Genomic DNA, 16197 nt, shown 5'->3' on the forward strand with positions numbered 1-16197 from the left:
ACCTGCATCCACCGCGCCCGACGCCTCCGCCGAAGCCGCCGCCATCGACGCCATGGATCCGGCCGCTGCGGGCGATGCGATCGATGCCGTCGCCCCGCTGATCACCAACGACATCGTCGTGTTCGGCCTGATCGCCGCGTCGCTGGGGCTGATCTTCTGGCTGGCTTCCGGGCCGACGCCGTTCTGGAAGAAGTTCTTCGCCTGGGTGCCGGCACTGCTGCTGTGCTACTTCGTGCCTGCGATCTACAACACCGCCGGGCTGATCGATGGCGAAAGCAGCGCGCTCTACAACCCGGTTGCCAGCCGCGTATTGCTGCCGGCGGCCCTGGTGCTGCTGACGCTGTCCATCGACCTCAAGGGCGTACTCAAGCTCGGGCCGCGGCTGCTGTTCGTGTTCTGCGCAGGCACCCTGGGCATCGCCCTGGGCGCCTTCACCAGTTTCCAGCTGATGGAGTGGTTCTGGCCGGAGGCCGTGGCCGGCGACACCTGGAAGGGCATGGCCGCGCTGTCGGGCAGCTGGGTCGGCGGCGGCGCCAACATGGTGGCGATCCGCGAGATCTACGAGGTCGACGCGACCCTGTTCGGCCAGTTCGCGGTCGTCGACGTCGCCATCGCCAGCCTGTGGCTGGCCACCCTGCTGTTCCTGGCCAACCGCGCGCCGCAGATCGACGCCCGCACCGGCGCCGACACCCGCGCCATCGACGAGATGAAGGACCGCATTTCGGCCTACGAGGCAGCCAACGCCCGCATCCCCACGCTCACCGACCTGATGGTGATCGTGGGCGTGGCATTCGGTCTGGTCGGCCTGGCGCATTTCGTCGCCGACCCGGCCTCGGCCTGGTTCAAGGCCAACGCACCATGGGCCAGCCAGTTCAGCCTCGACGCGCCCTTCGTCTGGGTGATCGTGCTGTCCACGCTGGGCGGCCTGCTGCTCAGCTTCACGCCGATGCGTCGCCTGGAGAACGCCGGCGCATCGAAGCTGGGTACGGTGTTCCTCTACTTCCTGATCGCCTGCATCGGCATGCAGATGGACTTCTTCAAGCTCGCCGAGCGCATGGAGCTGGTCCTGATCGGCCTGATCTGGATGGCGGTTCACATCCTCGTGCTGTTCGCCGCGGCGAAGCTGGTGCGGGCACCGCTGTTCTATTTCGCGGTGGGTTCGCAGGGAAACATCGGCGCTGCCGCATCCGCGCCGGTGGTGGCCGCCGCCTTCCATCCGACGCTGGCGCCCGTGGGTGTTCTGCTGGGGACAGTGGGCTACGCCACCGGCACCGTGGTCGCCTACGGCATCGGGCAGGTCCTGCGGGTGATGGCCGGGGCATGAGCGACGCCCCGGGGCTGCACGCGCGCTGGAATGAGGCCGGCGATCCGCGCCCGTTGGAATTGACCATCCTCATGCCCTGCCTCAACGAAGCCGAGACGCTGGCGGAGTGCATTGGCATGGCGAAGTCCTTCCTCGCCGCATCCGGCGTGGACGGGGAGGTGCTGGTCGCGGACAACGGCAGCACCGACGGTTCTCTGGAGATCGCCGGGCGCGAAGGCGCTCGCGTGGTCGAAGTTGCGCAGCGTGGCTACGGTGCCGCGCTGCTGGCCGGCATTGGCGCCGCGCGTGGTCGCTATGTGGTGATGGGAGATGCCGACGCCTCCTACGACTTCGCGCGGCTTGACGCATTCGTCCAGGCCCTGCGCAACGGCAGCGACCTGGTGATGGGCAACCGTTTCAGCGGCGGCATCGCGCCGGGGGCGATGCCCTTCCTGCACCGCTACCTCGGCAACCCGGTGCTCAGCTTCCTGGGCCGGCTGTTCTACGGGATCGGGGCGCGTGACTTCCACTGCGGACTGAGGGGCTTCGACCGCGAGCGCATCATGGCACTGGGCCTGGTGGCACCGGGAATGGAGTTTGCGAGCGAAATGGTGGTCAAGGCGTCGCTCGCCGACTATCGCATCAGCGAGGTGCCTACAACCCTCAAGCCGGACGGGCGTACGCGCGCGCCCCACCTGCGGACCTGGCGCGACGGTTGGCGGCACCTGCGCTTCCTGCTGGTGCACAGCCCGCGCTGGCTGTTCCTGGTGCCTGGCATCGCGCTGGCCGCGGTGGGAGCGCTGGGAATGGTGGTGATCGCGATGCGCAGCGTCAGCATCGGCGGGGTCAACCTCGATATCCATACCCTGTCCTATGCCGGGGCTGCGGTCATCCTGGGCATGCAGATGGTGCTGTTCGCGATCCTTGCCAAGGCGGTCGGTGTCCGCAACGGTTGGCTTCCCGACGGAGGGCGCGGGAAAGGCCTGTTGCCGGTGCTGACGCTTGAGCGCTGTCTGGTTGTGGCGGTGCTGCTGTTCCTGGCCGGCGTGGCAATGTCGCTGTATGCGGTATACCTGTGGTCCGCGCACCAGTTTGGTCCCCTGGATCCGAGGGAGACGATGCGTTGGGTCCTTCCGTCGGTGACCCTAATGGCGGTGGGTGGGGAACTTGGGCTGGCGGCCTTTTTCCTCGAGGCACTGCGTCTTCCCGACGCGCCCCGGGACGCGGGGGATGAATCGCGTTGAGCGTGCACCGTGACGTCAATGCCCAGTACAACCGCACGCATCGCGGAAGCATCACCGACCGCGTGTCAACGCACATGCGCCGGAAGATGTACGCGCGCTTCATTGGCTGCGGCGTGCAGGCCGAAGACACCATCCTCGACGTTGGCGTGACCAGCGACCAGGATCAGCTGGCGTCGAACTACCTGGAGGCGTGGTACCCGCATGGCGAGAGGATCACCGCATGTGGCATCGACGACGCGTCGTTCCTTGAGCAGCTGTATCCAGGCCTGAAATTCGTGCGCGGTGACGGCAAGTACCTGCCCTTCCGGTCCGGCAGTTTCGACTGGGTCCACTCCAGCGCCGTGCTTGAGCACGTGGGTTCGTCGGTGGAACAGGCACGGTTCATCGCGGAGCTGCATCGGGTGTGCAGGCAAGGGGTCTTCGCCACCACGCCCAACCGCTGGTTCCCCGTGGAATTCCACACGGTGCTGCCGCTAGTGCACTGGCTGCCGAAGCGCTGGTTCCGGACCCTGCTGCGCGTATTGGGACACCGTGAACTCGCGCTTGAGGAACACCTGAACCTGATGAGCCGCAGCGACCTTGCGAAGGCCTGCACACACGCCGGGCTGCCGGACTGGCGGATCGACAGCGTGTCGCTTGGCGGCTGGCCCAGCAATCTGTTGCTGCTCGCACGCAAGCACGGCAGCGGCGACCAGGGTGCAAAAGGCGATGTCGCCACTCATGAACGGTGATGCGCCGGCCGCAAGGGCCCCCGCGGTCCTGCCGGGCCTGTTGGCGCTGATTTCCGCCGCACTGTTCGTCCTCGTGGTGTCCTGCCTGCCCGTCGAGATCCTCGCCGGTGCGGGACACGACGATGCATGGTTCTGGCACCGTGCAGAGTCGATCGTCAAAGGCCACTGGCTGGGGCCCTATGACGAGATGACCCTGATGAAGGGGGCCGGTTACCCGCTGTTCCTCGCCGCCGGGCATGCACTCGGGCTTTCAGTGATGACTGCCCAGGCGTTGCTGTATTCGGTTGCGTGCCTCTTGCTGGGTGCCGCCATCTACAGGATCAACGGCCGCCCGTGGTGGGTATTGCTGATGCTGCTTGCCTTGCAGTGGCATCCTGCCGCCTTGTCATGGAGCCGGGTCATCCGCGACAACATCGTGGCGGCGCAGGTGCTGTTGGCGCTGGCGGCGTTGCTGCATTGTCTGTGCGCAATCCGTGCCGGAAAGCATGGCCGGTGGTGGGCGGCCCTGTGTGGCTGGACCCTCGCCTGGCTCTGGTTGACCCGTGAGGACGGGGACTGGGTGTTGCCGGGCCTTCTGGTGCTCGTGCTCGGATTCGCGTGGCAGGTCCGGCAGGACCGGCCGCGGCGGCGTCAGCTGGCCATGGGCGCGCTGGCGGCATTGCTGGCGTTCGCATCGCCGCTTGCGCTGGTGGCAATGGCCAACCAGGGGAAATACGGCGTATTCGTCACCAATGATTTCCGCGGCGGGGCCTTCGGCGACGCGATGGCGGCACTGCAGCGCGTTCGCGTCGGCGAGCCGGTCGCCTACGTGCCCGTGCCGGGCGCGGTGCGCGAGGCTGTTTATATCGCCAGCCCCGGCTTCGCCCGCCTGCGCTCCAAGCTGGAGGCCGATGGCCAATCCTGGAGACAGCCGGACTGTGGGGACCAGCAGCAGAACTGCGGTGATTACGGCGCTGGAGCTTGGCCGTGGGCATTGAGGGCCGCGGTCGCGTCCATCGGCGCCTACGCAGACGCTCCTGCTGCCGAGGCGTTCTATCGCCAGCTTGCCGATGAGGTCGCGGGCGCCTGCGACGAAGGCCGCCTGGATTGCGTGCGTGGTGCGTTGGGGCTGATGCCCGCCATGACCGACGGGCAGTGGCGCAGCCTGCCATCCCACATGGGCAGGGCGGTATCGCTGCTGACGTGGCAGGGACGACGCGACGGTTGGGGCGGCGGGCACATGAAGGTGCCCGCCGTCAGCCCCATGTGGATGTTCGTCGGGCGCCCACGGGTGCTCGAGGATGAAAGGCTGTTGGGTGACCTGGTCGCGGGCTGGTATCACGGGCGGGACGGGGGGTGGATCCGGCTGGCATGCGACGATGAGCGTGGAGTCGCGCCAGTCGCGCGCATGCCCAGCCAGGATGTTGCGGCGCATTTCAATGACCCGATGGCCCAGGCGAGCCGCTTCGAGGTCGTGGTGCCGGCCATCGAAGGCTGCGCGCTCGAATCCATACAGGGCACGGACAGGGCGCGATTCTCAGAAATTGCGGACATGCGCCGTGATTTCGCGTTTGAATCCGGCCACCTGCACATCGACAAGCTTCGCACTGGTATCCCGCAGTCGGCGCAGGCGCATCCTGCGGCCAGGACGGTTCGCGCCTGGATCAGCCGCATCCACGCTTTTGCCTTGCCCTGGCTTGCCGGCGCAGGGCTGGTCGCATTCGCCTGGGTCACGGCCCGTGCTGTCAGGCGGCGTCGGTTGGAGCGTGGTTGGCTGCTTGCCGCTGCGGCGTGGACCCTGGTCGGCGCGCGGTTGCTGTTGCTTGTCCTGGTTGAAGCGTCCGCCTTTCCGGCCATCCGCATCCATTACATGCAGCCCGCGTTCCCGCTCCTGACGCTGGCTGCACTGGCATCGATGGGCCTGCTGTGGCAGGCCCGTGGCCGCAGGAATCGCCACTGAGACTCGAGGCGCGCCGGCCTCGCGACGCCCTGCTAGCAGCAGCGAAACCCGCCGCGCCCGCCGTAGCGGGCTTCCTGGCGCTCGCGGAAGAAGGTCGGGTAGTCCATCGGCTCCCGGTCCGGGTGTTTTTCCAGCACGTGGCGCACGTAGTTGTCGTAGTCCGGGATCCCGCAGCACAGCCGGGCGGTCTGCACCATCCTCCGCCACACACGCTTGTGCGTGGCGAAGTGGTCCAGCGTGACCAGCTGCCCGGACATCAGAGCCAGACCTTCTGCTGTTCTTCGGTCAACGCGACGTAAGGCGTCTCGCGATCGGTGCGCGCCGGGTTCGCGCGCGCCTTGCGGACGGCGCCGACCGAGTAGAACAGGATCGCCAGCACCACGAACATGAAGAGCGCCGTCAGGCCCGCGTTGACGTAGTTGTTGATCATGATCTGCTGCATGCCGCCGAAGTCCTTCGACGGCGCGATCAGCTCGCCGGCATCCAGCGCCGCGCGGTACTTGTTGGCCTGGGCCATGAAGCCCACGCCCGGATTGCTGTCGAAGATCTTGATCCAGCCCGCGCTGAGCGTGCAGAGCAGCAGCCACACCGTGGGCACGATCGAAACCCAGGCGTAGCGGTCCTTCTTCATCTTGAACAGGACCACCGTGCACAGCATCAGCGCGATGCCGGCCAGCATCTGGTTGGCGATGCCGAACAGCGGCCACAGCATGTTGATGCCGCCCAGCGGGTCGGTGACGCCCTGGTAGAGGAAGTAGCCCCACAGCGCCACGCAGCCCGCGGTGGCGACCAGGTTGGGCACCCAGGCGTCGGTCCTGCGCATGACCGGTACGAAATTGCCGAGCAGGTCCTGCAACATGAAGCGCCCGGCGCGCGTGCCGGCGTCGACCGCGGTGAGGATGAACAGCGCCTCGAACAGGATCGCGAAGTGGTACCAGAACGCCATCATGCCTTCGCCCGGGATCACCGCGTGGAAGATCTGCGCGATGCCCACCGCCAGCGTCGGCGCGCCGCCGGCGCGGGAGATGATCGAAGCCTCGCCGACGTCGTTGGCGGTCTGGATCAATACGTCCGGGGTGACCACGAAGCCCCAGCTCGACACGACCTGCGCGACCGCGGCCGGGTCGGTGCCGATGATCGCCGCCGGGCTGTTCATGGCGAAGTACACGCCCGGGTCGATGATCGAGGCCGCGACCATGGCCATGATCGCCACGAACGATTCCATCAGCATGCCGCCGTAGCCGAGGTACGGTGCGTGGCGCTCGTTGGCCATCAGTTTTGGCGTGGTGCCCGAGGCGATCAGCGCGTGGAAGCCCGACACCGCGCCGCAGGCGATGGTGATGAACAGGAAGGGGAACATCGAGCCCTTCCACACCGGGCCGGTGCCGTCGGTGAACTGGGTCAGCGCCGGCATGCGCAGCTCCGGCATCACGATCAGGATGCCGACCGCCAGGCCCAGGATCACGCCGATCTTCAGAAAGGTGGACAGATAGTCGCGCGGCGCCAACAGCAGCCATACCGGCAGCACCGCCGCCACGAAGCCGTAGCCGATCAGCATCCAGGTGATCTGGATGCCGGTGAAGGTGAAGGCCGGGCCCCAGGTCGGGTGCGCGGCGACCTGGCCGCCGTACCAGATGGCCGCCACCAGCAGCACCAGCCCGATCACCGAGATCTCGCCGACCCTGCCGGGCCGGAGGTAGCGCATGTAGATGCCCATGAAGATCGCGATCGGCATCGTCGCGATCACGGTGAACATGCCCCAGGGACTCTCGGCCAGGGCCTTCACAACGATCATCGCCAGCACCGCGAGGATGATGATCATGATCAGGAAGGCGCCGAACAGCGCGATGGTGCCGGGCACCTGGCCCATCTCCTCGCGCACCAGGTCGCCGAGCGAGCGGGCATCGCGGCGGCTGGAGACCACCAGCACCATGAAGTCCTGCACCGCGCCGGCCAGCACCACGCCGACGATCAGCCACAGGGTGCCGGGCAGGTAGCCCATCTGCGCCGCCAACACCGGGCCGACCAGCGGGCCGGCGCCGGCGATCGCGGCGAAGTGGTGGCCGAACAGCACGTGCTTGTTGGTGGGCACGTAGTCCAGGCCGTCGTTGTTGATCATCGCGGGGGTGGCGCGGGTCGCGTCCAGTCCGAAGACCCGGTCGGCGATGAATCGTGCGTAGAAGCGATACGCCACCAGGTAGATCGAGACCGCCGCGACCACGATCCACAGCGCATTGATCGGTTCGCCGCGGCGCAGGGCCACCGTACCGAGGCAGAACGCACCAAGCAGGGCGAGCGCCGCCCAGGCCAATTTCCCGAGTCCACCTTTCATGCGATTCCCCGTCCGGTTGCAGGCTGTCCGCAAGGGTCTACCCAAGGCGGGGTGCGGTCAATCGCGGGTGCTGCAATGCGGGAGAAAGCGCCCTAAGACTTTGGTCGCGGTCCGCCGTGGCGATTCAGAGCCAGCGCACCTTGCGCAGGTACGCGTACAGGCCGGCCACCACCACCACCACCGCGCCCACGAGCACCGGGTAGCTGAAGCGCCCGGCCAGCTCCGGCATGTGCGCGAAGTTCATGCCGTACCAGCTGGTTATCAGGGTGGGCGCGGCCAGCAGCGCGGCCCAGCCGGCGAGGCGTTTCACGACCTCGCCCTGGGCCAGCGTCACCAGCGCCTGGTTGACGCTGATCGCGGTGCCCAACATGTCGCGGAGCATGTCGATGCTGTCGTTGATCCGCACCGAATGATCGAGCACGTCGCGCAGGTACAGGCGGATCTCGTCGTGCAGCAGCGGGGTGTTGCTGCGCAGCAGCTGCGAGAGCACGTCCTGCATCGGGGTCAGGGCCACGCGCATGTAGGTCAGTTCGCGCTTGAGGTCGTACAGGCGGCGCAGGATGCCGCGGTGGAAGGTGTCGCGGAAAATGTCCTGTTCCAGCGCAAGCAGCGTCGCCTTGAACTCGTCCACGATCGGCACGTAGTCGTCGACGATGGCGTCGAGCACCGCATACAGGGCGAAGCCGGGACCCAGCCCGAGCAGCCCCGGGTTGCGCTCCACCCGCGCCCGCGCCGGGGTGTAGGACGCCGAGGCGCCATGGCGCACGGTCACCAGGTAGCGTGCGCCGAGGAAGGCATGGGTTTCGCCGTAGCGGATGCGTTCGTCGGCCACCTGCGCGGTGTTGGTCGTGACGAACAGCGAGTCGCCATAGGCCTCCAGCTTCGGGCGCTGGTGGGCGTGGTGGGCGTCCTCGACGGCCAGCGCATGCAGGTCGAACTCCTCCTGCAGCTTGGCCAGCACCGCTTCGTCGGGCTCGAACAGTCCGACCCAGACGAAGCTGCCGTCGTCGATCGCAAGCACATCGCTGATTTCATCGAGGCCGATGTCGCGCCGCCGGCCTTCGCGGTCATACGCGGCGCTGTTGATGACGCAGGCGGGCAACGGCGGCGCGGGGGCGGTCATCGCGCCGTCATGCGCCTTCGCGCCGGGGGCGACGAAGGACCGCCAACAGGGCCAGGTGCAGCGGCAGCATGAGCGCGATCCAGTGGCCATTGCGTTGCGACTGCAGCGGCATCCACAGCAGGAAAGGTGACAGCAGCACCAGCGCGGCGACGATCCCCGACACGATCCGGAACGCCGTGCCGCCTTCGCCACCACGTGCGACGCGCCATGCGCCCGGGAGCAGCAGCAGGCACAGCGGATTGAACAACAACAGGTTGTGGTTGGCCCAGCCGAAGCGGTGCGCGGTACCCAGCCAGATGTACAGCATGAGCGCGCCGACCAGGGCGCAGGCCAGCCAGGTTGCCATCGCCGCCCAGGCCACGGCGCGCGGGTGCCCGCGCTGCGACCAGGCGAGTGCGGCCAGCGCGAGTCCGGCGACGAGCCACGGGATCCACGCCACCTGTCGCGGTTCGGGCTCGGGGCCGATACGGTGCGGCAGCAGCGCTTCCTCGGAGGCCACCAGCGGGCGACCGTCGGCATGGCGCACGTCGCGCAGCGCGGTGGCCAGGCGCATCGGCACGAAGGCATCGTCCCAGAGTGCGTTCGGGCGGTCGGCGGCGGGCCCCAGGCCCAGGTCGAAGCCGAGCGCCATCCACGCCGCGGGGCGTGCCAGGCGCACGGCTTCGCTGCGGTAGGTGTTGCCCTGGGAGCGACCCTGCATGTGGCGGCGCAGCGCACCGCCGAGGCCCTCGTCGATGGCGTCGCGCACGCGCGTGGAGCAGTTGTCGGTGAAGTAGTCGTAGCTGTATTCGGCGTTCTCCGGGCGCGCGTTCCGGGCGAGCCGGGCGGCGAGGCCGGCTGCTTGCGCGGCGTCGAGATCAAGCCACTGGATCGACACGCCGCGGCCGACGTCGCGATAGTAGGCAAGGTCGTCGGCGAGCGGCAGGACCACCAGCCGGTAGCGCATGTCCCCGCGCGCGAACCGGGCGACGAAGTCCGGCTCGCCCGGATCGAAGAAGCCGAAGTTGTAGGAGAGCGGCGGACCGGCCGCCGGGTCATCGACCACGATCGCGTTGTGGCCGAAGCGCTCGAAGAAGATCTCGCCCGGCTGCATGGTGGCCACGCCGATGCGCGGCGCCGCCAGCGCAGGCAGCGCGCAGGCGAGGAGGGCCAGCAGCAGGGCAGCGGCCAGGCGGCGGGCAAGCGTCCGCGTGGCGCGTGGCATGCAATCCGGGGCCGCGGACATGCCGGCGGATGCCCGGCGGGACTCAGTCGCCATGGATCGACAGGTGCAGCGCGTGCAGCCGGCGCGCGTCGGCGCTGGCGACGCGGAAGCTGAAGCGGCCCAGCGTCAGCTCTTCGCCGGTTTCAGGCAGGTGGCCGATGGCGGCAGTAACCAGGCCGCCGATGGTGTCGTACTCGTCGTCGTCGAAGTCGGCGCCGAAGCGCTCGTTGAAGTCGTCGATCGGGGTCAGCGCATCGACGACGTACTGGCCGTCGGCCTGGGCGGCGATCTGCGCGTCGGGATCGTTGGCGTCGTCGTGCTCGTCGTCGATCTCGCCGACGATTTCCTCGAGCACGTCCTCGATCGTGATCACCCCGGCGACGCCGCCGTACTCGTCGATCACGATCGCCATGTGGTTGCGCGACTGGCGGAACTCGCGCAGCAGCACGTTGAGCTTCTTCGACTCCGGGATCAGCACCGCCGGGCGCAGCAGCGCGCGCACCGTGCCCGGGCCGTTGTCGGCGACCACGCCGCGCAGCAGGTCCTTGGCCAGCAGGATGCCGAGGATCTCGTCCTTGTCGTCGCCGTGCACCGGGAAGCGCGAGTGGCCGGATTCGACCACATCCTTCATCAGGTCGATGAAGCGGGACTCGACCGGCAATGAGACCATCTGCGAACGCGGCACCATGACGTCGCCGACGGTCATGTCGGACACGGCGATGGCGCCTTCCATCATCCGCAGGGTGTCGGCTTCGACCAGGCCGTCGGCCTGGGCATCGCGCAGCAGCTCGATGAGGTCGTCGCGCGTGGTGGGATCACCGGAAATCGCGGAGCTCAGGCGCTCCAGCCAGCCGCGGCGCCGTTCCGGGTGATCCGGACCGGCACCGTTGTTGCCCTGGCTACCACTGTCGTCTTCGGACATCTCGCTCGTGTCATCGCCCTGGGGGAAGGGCGGCCCTGCAGTTTACCGCGTCCGCTCAGGCCACGCGGTAGGGATCGTCGATGCCCAGCCCGGCCAGGATTTCACGCTCCAGCTGCTCCATGGCCTCGGCCTCGACGTCGTTGCCGTGGTCCCAGCCCAGCAGGTGCAGGCTGCCGTGGACGGTCAGGTGGGCGTAATGGGCGGCCAGCGGCTTGCCCTGTTCGCGGGCCTCGCGGGCGATGACCGGCGCGCACAGCACCAGGTCGCCCAGCAGCGGCATGTGCACGCCGGGCGGCAGCTTGATGTCTTCGTCGAGCTCGGCCGGGAAGCTGAGCACGTTGGTGGCGTAATCCTTGCCGCGGTAGTGGCGGTTGAGGGAGCGGCCCTCCTTCGCGTCGACCAGGCGGATGGCGAGGTCGGCCTCGCGGATGCGGCCGGCCAGCGCCGCGGCCACCCACTTGCGGAAGCTCACCGACGCAGGCAGCCCGGCCCGGGGCAGGGCATAGCCCACGGCGACATCGAGGCGGACCGGGCCTTTGGTCATGACCGGCAGTCTACGCCGCGCCGGTGGACGCGTCCTGCGCGTCGCGGCGCTCGTAGGCGTTGACGATGCGCGCCACCAGCGGATGGCGGACCACGTCGCGCGACTCGAAGAAGGTGAAGCTGGCGCCTTCGACGTCGTGCAGCACCTCGACCGCGTCGCGCAGGCCCGACTTCACCGTCTTCGGCAGGTCGATCTGGGTGAGGTCGCCGGTGACCACCGCCGTGCTGCCGAAGCCGAGCCGGGTCAGGAACATCTTCATCTGTTCGATGGTGGTGTTCTGCGCCTCGTCGAGGATCACATAGGCGTCGTTGAGCGTGCGCCCGCGCATATAGGCCAGCGGCGCGATCTCGATGACGTTCTTCTCCAGCAGCCGCAGCACGGTTTCAACGCCCATCATTTCGTAGAGCGCGTCGTACAGCGGCCGCAGATAGGGATCGACCTTCTGCGACAGGTCGCCGGGGAGGAAGCCGAGCTTTTCGCCGGCCTCGACCGCCGGACGCACCAGCACCAGGCGCTGCACGCGGGATTCGTTGAGTGCCTCGACCGCGCTGGCCACGGCGAGGAAGGTCTTGCCGGTGCCCGCCGGCCCGATGCCGAAGTTGATGTCATGGGTAGCGATGGCGTGCAGGTATTTCTGCTGGTTCGCGCCGCGGCCACGGATGGTGCCGCGCTTGACGCGGATCGCGACGTCCTGGGGCACGAAGTCCGGGTCGGCGTTGCGCGCGGCCTGGACGCCGCCGTCCGCGTCCCGGTCATCCTTCGCGGCGCGGACCGCGTTCAGGCGCAGGTGGATGGCATGGCCATCGAAGGTTTCGCCGCCGGCCTCGTCATAGAGCTCGCGCAGCAGGCGCTCGGCGCCGTCGACGCGTCCGGCATCGTCGCCGGTGACGCGGAATATGTTGCCGCGATTGGCGATTTCGACGCCAAGCGCCAGTTCGATCTGGCGCAGGTGGCCGTCGAAGGGCCCGCTGAGGTTGGCCAGCCGTTCGGTGTCGGCGGGTTCGAGGGTGAAGTCGCGCTGGTATGGGCTGGGCATAGGCGGAGCAGGGTAGCGCGCCGCCCGTCCCGGGACCATGATCGCGGCGCGACGGATGGCTGGGGGACAGGGCCGGCCACGCCCCGGCCGCTGCCTAGCGCGGCGGCGGAGGGTCCGGCCGCCGCCGGGCAGCGCCGGGCAGGCCGCGTGCCAGCAGCACGATGCCGATCCCGGCCATCAGCAGCGATCCCGCCAGCCAGATCCAGCCCACGGCGCCGGCCGCGCCGCCGTCGCGCACCAGGTACATCCAGGTGCGCGCCAGGCCCAGGATGGCCAGCCCGCAAAGCCACAGCCCCAGCGGGTCGAGCCGCCGGCGCGGCGACGGTGCTCCGGGGGCATGCTGATGCCGCGGCGTCACGGCGCCCCTCAAGACCCGGCGGGTGCTTCGGCGGGCGCTTCGGCCGGTGCTTCGACCGTGGCCACCCGGCCACGCAGCGAGTTGCTGAACGCCCCGGTGATCACCACGTCCACGAACTGCCCGATCAGCCGCGTCGGGCCGGCGAAGTTCACCGAACGCATGTTCTCGGTCTTTCCTGTGAGCTCGTTCGGGTCCCTGCGCGACGGACCGGTGACCAGCACCTTCTGCACGCTGCCGAGCATCGCCCGCGAGATGCCCGCGGCGTGTTCGTTGATATGCGCCTGCAGCCGCGACAGCCGCGCGTGCTTTTCCGCGCCGGTCACCTTGTCTTCGAGGTCGGCGGCGGGCGTGCCCGGGCGGCGCGAATAGATGAAGGAAAACGACTGGTCGAAGCCCACGTCCGCGATCAGCTTCATGGTCTTCTCGAAGTCGGCATCGGTCTCGCCCGGGAAGCCGACGATGAAGTCCGAGCTGATCGATATGTCCGGCCGCACTGCGCGCAGCTTGCGGATCTTCTGCTTGAACTCGAGCGCGGTGTAGCCGCGCTTCATCGCCGTCAGGATGCGGTCGCTGCCGGACTGCACGGGCAGGTGCAGGTAGTTGGCCAGCTGCGGCACGTCGCGATAGGCCTCGATCAGCGAATCCGAGAACTCCAGCGGATGCGAGGTGGTGAAGCGGATGCGGTCGATGCCGTCGATCTCGGCGATGGTGCGGATCAGCAGGCCGAGGTCGGCGAACTGCGGCTCGTTCGAGGCCACATGGCCGTCGGAAGGTCCGTCCGCGGCGTCGGCCCCGGCAATCGGCCCGCGGTAGGCGTTGACGTTCTGGCCCAGCAGGTTCACCTCGCGCACGCCCTGCGCGGCGAGCTGCATGACCTCGACCAGCACGTCCTCGAACGGCCGGCTGACTTCCTCGCCGCGGGTGTAGGGCACCACGCAGAACGAGCAGTACTTGCTGCAGCCTTCCATGATCGAGACGAAGGCGCTGGGCCCGTCGGCCCGCGGTTCGGGCAGGCGGTCGAACTTCTCGATCTCCGGGAAGCTGATGTCCACCTGGGGCAGGCCGGTCTCGCGGCGCCCGCGAAGCATCTCGGGCAGCCGGTGCAGGGTCTGCGGTCCGAACACCACGTCGACGTAGGGTGCGCGCTTCACGATCGCCGCGCCCTCCTGGCTGGCGACGCAGCCGCCGACGCCGATCAGCACCGGGCGGTCGCCCTGCTTGAGGGACTTCCAGCGGCCGAGCTGGCTGAACACCTTCTCCTGCGCTTTTTCGCGGATCGAGCAGGTATTGACCAGGATCACGTCGGCTTCGTCGACGTTCGTGGTGAGTTCCAGTCCGTCCGAGGCGGCCAGCACGTCGGCCATGCGGGCCGAGTCGTACTCGTTCATCTGGCAGCCGTGGGTCTGGATGAACAGCTTGCGCGCGGGCGGGGCGGAGGCTTCGGAGGCGGAATCCGGCAGGGTCTGGGTGGTCATGGTGGTTCCGGGGCACGGCGGTGAATCCGGGCCGGATTGCAGATGCGGAGGCGTCAGTCTAAACCCGTCGGCTCCGCCAGGGGCTTTGCGGACCACGGTGCTCGTCGCAGTGATCCTGCAGTGGTTGGCGCGTCGGACGATGGCCGGAGACGCGGCGGGTGGGCGTTTCCCTGGCCATGGTCACGGTTTCAGCCCTTGGCAAGGCCGCCTCAAGCATGGAGACTGCGCGCGATGGAGGGGCGGGGATGAAGTGCTTCGGAAAAATCATCGGGTTCGCCTGCGCGGCGACGGTCGGCCTTGCCTGCATGGCAGCGGCCGGCCAGGCCGTGGCCGGCACCATCTACCGCTGCGACGTGGGCGACGGCGTGGCGAGCTATGTCAGCAAGCGCATCAAGGGCGCGAGCTGCACCGTGGCCAGCACCTACCGGCCCAGCCGCCCGTCGCGTCCCAGCCAGCCGTCCACCACGCCGGGCGCGGTCGGCGCGGTGAACGCATCGACCGCGGTCCAGGGCTCGCCGGCCTCGCTGGATGCCAACGCGCCGTCCACCTTCATGGGCTCCGGTTCCGCAGCACCCGCGGCGGTGCAGGTTCCGTCCGCGCCCTCCTCGGGCAGCGGCTCGCGGCGCCTGGTCCAGGGCCAGGTCTATTCCTACGTCAAGGACGGCGTCCGCCACTACACCAGCCGCAAGCCTGCCGGCGGGGGCGCCTCGGCGCTGCGCACCATCAGCTACAGCTTCTTCGAGACCTGCTACGCCTGCGGCTCGCCGGGCCTCAATTTCGGCAACGTCCGGCTCAACACCAGTTCCTACGATGCCGAGGTCAAGGCGGCGGCGACCGAATTCGGCGTCGAGGAGGCGGTGATCCGCGCGGTGATGCACGCGGAATCCGCCTTCAACCCCAATGCGCTGTCGCGCGTCGGTGCCCAGGGCCTGATGCAGCTGATGCCGGCCACGGCCGACCGCTTCGGGGTCACCAATGCCTTCGATCCGGCGCAGAACATCCGCGGCGGGGTGCGGTACCTGGCCTGGCTGCTCAAGCGCTTCAACGGCGACCTGACCCTGGCCGCTGCGGGCTACAACGCCGGTGAGGGCGCGGTCGATCGCCACAAGGGCGTGCCGCCGTACAAGGAAACCCGGCGCTACGTCGAGCGCGTGGCCGTCCTTGCCGACCGCTATCGGGGACACCAGGCGGCCAATTGAGCGGCCGGCGGGGCGGAATCGCGCCTTCCACGTTGTCCCCTGAATCGGCGTTCCGCTACACTTCATTGTCTTTGGCGGCGGGCCTGCAGGCCGGGCCCCGCCGGGACAGCGACTTACACATGGCGACCGTACGATCTTTCGGAGTGGCGGATGGGCAATGAAGGGGTTCTGGATCCTGTCGAGGGGGGCACGATCGATCATGGTCGCCGCCGCTTCCTGACAGCTACCACTGCGGTGGTCGGTGCCGCGGGCGCCGGCGTGGCCGTGGTTCCATTCGTCAAGACCTGGTTCCCGAGCCAGCGCGCGCAGCTCGCGGGTGCGCCCGTGACCGCGGACATCAGCGCCCTGGCCGAGGGCGAACGCCTGGTGTTCGAGTGGCGCGGCCAGCCGATCTGGATCGTCAAGCGCTCGCAGGAAGTCCTGCAGCTGCTGCCGACGCTGGACGACCAGCTGCGCGACCCGATGTCGGAAAACATCGAGCAGCAGCCGGAGTACATCCGCGAGGCGAATCCGGAGCTGCGCTCGCTGAAGCCGGAAATCTCCGTGCTCGTGGGCATCTGCACCCATCTGGGCTGCTCGCCGGAAATGGTCGCCGAGATCCGCCCGGCGCCGTTCGACGCCAACTGGAAGGGCGGCTACTTCTGCCCCTGCCACAAGTCGAAGTTCGACATGGCCGGCCGCGTCTACCAGGGCGTGCCGGCGCCGACCAACCTCGTGGTGCCGCCGCACCATTTCGTCGACGACAACACGATTGTCATCGGCGTCGATCCGCAGGGGGCCGCGTAAG

At 68.4% G+C, this 16197-nt stretch carries 15 protein-coding genes; 6 read left to right on the forward strand and 9 right to left on the reverse strand.

The features are described 5' to 3' along the window. Window positions 1-52 precede the first annotated feature (52 nt). From WCE37_RS00765 to WCE37_RS00780, 4 genes are read left to right on the forward strand one after another with little or no spacing between them, the layout of a single operon-like run. A complete protein-coding gene (locus WCE37_RS00765) occupies window positions 53-1324 on the forward strand; it encodes a DUF819 family protein (protein WP_343277862.1) in 1272 nt (423 codons plus the stop codon). Next, on the forward strand, window positions 1321-2547 hold the full coding sequence (locus WCE37_RS00770) for a glycosyltransferase family 2 protein (RefSeq protein WP_343277696.1): 1227 nt from the start codon (window positions 1321-1323) through the stop codon (window positions 2545-2547). Before WCE37_RS00765 ends, WCE37_RS00770 begins: the two co-directional genes overlap by 4 nt. A gap of 2 nt (window positions 2548-2549) precedes the next feature. After that, window positions 2550-3278, forward strand: a complete 729-nt coding sequence (locus tag WCE37_RS00775; RefSeq protein ID WP_343277863.1) for a class I SAM-dependent methyltransferase — start codon at window positions 2550-2552, stop codon at window positions 3276-3278. Continuing rightward, entirely contained in the window at window positions 3256-5217 is a 1962-nt protein-coding gene (locus WCE37_RS00780) for a hypothetical protein (RefSeq protein ID WP_343277697.1), read from the forward strand. The genes WCE37_RS00775 and WCE37_RS00780 overlap by 23 nt, the downstream gene beginning before the upstream one ends. 32 nt (window positions 5218-5249) lie before the next feature. Here the strand turns inward: WCE37_RS00780 and WCE37_RS00785 are convergent, their stop codons facing one another. The 9 genes from WCE37_RS00785 to miaB all read right to left on the reverse strand — a co-directional run bounded on the left by WCE37_RS00785 (window position 5250) and on the right by miaB (window position 14211). After that, entirely contained in the window at window positions 5250-5474 is a 225-nt protein-coding gene (locus WCE37_RS00785) for a CstA-like transporter-associated (seleno)protein (RefSeq protein WP_343277698.1), read from the reverse strand. Beyond that, a complete protein-coding gene (locus tag WCE37_RS00790) occupies window positions 5474-7549 on the reverse strand; it encodes a carbon starvation CstA family protein (RefSeq protein ID WP_343277699.1) in 2076 nt (691 codons plus the stop codon). Before WCE37_RS00790 ends, WCE37_RS00785 begins: the two co-directional genes overlap by 1 nt. A 124-nt stretch (window positions 7550-7673) precedes the next feature. Further along, on the reverse strand, window positions 7674-8672 hold the full coding sequence (locus tag WCE37_RS00795; RefSeq protein WP_343253807.1) for a magnesium and cobalt transport protein CorA: 999 nt from the start codon (window positions 8670-8672) through the stop codon (window positions 7674-7676). 7 nt (window positions 8673-8679) lie between these two features. After that, window positions 8680-9876, reverse strand: a complete 1197-nt coding sequence (locus WCE37_RS00800; RefSeq protein WP_343277700.1) for a DUF4105 domain-containing protein — start codon at window positions 9874-9876, stop codon at window positions 8680-8682. A 43-nt stretch (window positions 9877-9919) separates the two neighbouring features. Next, entirely contained in the window at window positions 9920-10798 is an 879-nt protein-coding gene (locus tag WCE37_RS00805) for a transporter associated domain-containing protein (RefSeq protein ID WP_343277701.1), read from the reverse strand. A gap of 55 nt (window positions 10799-10853) precedes the next feature. Beyond that, window positions 10854-11342: an rRNA maturation RNase YbeY gene (gene ybeY / locus WCE37_RS00810; protein WP_343253804.1), complete on the reverse strand. Its 489-nt coding sequence runs from the start codon at window positions 11340-11342 to the stop codon at window positions 10854-10856. A gap of 10 nt (window positions 11343-11352) precedes the next feature. Continuing rightward, complete coding sequence (locus WCE37_RS00815; RefSeq protein ID WP_343277702.1) at window positions 11353-12378, reverse strand: PhoH family protein; 1026 nt, start codon at window positions 12376-12378, stop codon at window positions 11353-11355. 94 nt (window positions 12379-12472) lie between these two features. Beyond that, complete coding sequence (locus tag WCE37_RS00820; RefSeq protein WP_343277703.1) at window positions 12473-12736, reverse strand: hypothetical protein; 264 nt, start codon at window positions 12734-12736, stop codon at window positions 12473-12475. A gap of 8 nt (window positions 12737-12744) precedes the next feature. Continuing rightward, the gene (miaB, locus tag WCE37_RS00825; RefSeq protein WP_343277704.1) at window positions 12745-14211 is read right to left on the reverse strand and encodes a tRNA (N6-isopentenyl adenosine(37)-C2)-methylthiotransferase MiaB; all 1467 of its coding nucleotides are present in this window, start codon (window positions 14209-14211) and stop codon (window positions 12745-12747) included. 305 nt (window positions 14212-14516) lie between these two features. On the opposite strand from miaB, the gene WCE37_RS00830 reads away from it, so the two are divergent. Next, on the forward strand, window positions 14517-15410 hold the full coding sequence (locus WCE37_RS00830; RefSeq protein ID WP_343277864.1) for a lytic transglycosylase domain-containing protein: 894 nt from the start codon (window positions 14517-14519) through the stop codon (window positions 15408-15410). A 150-nt stretch (window positions 15411-15560) separates the two neighbouring features. After that, entirely contained in the window at window positions 15561-16196 is a 636-nt protein-coding gene (gene petA, locus WCE37_RS00835) for a ubiquinol-cytochrome c reductase iron-sulfur subunit (protein ID WP_343277705.1), read from the forward strand. Window position 16197: the final 1 nt, after the last annotated feature.

The sequence above is a fragment of the Luteimonas sp. MJ250 genome (genome assembly GCF_039548455.1).
Taxonomy (GTDB): Bacteria; Pseudomonadota; Gammaproteobacteria; order Xanthomonadales; family Xanthomonadaceae; genus Luteimonas.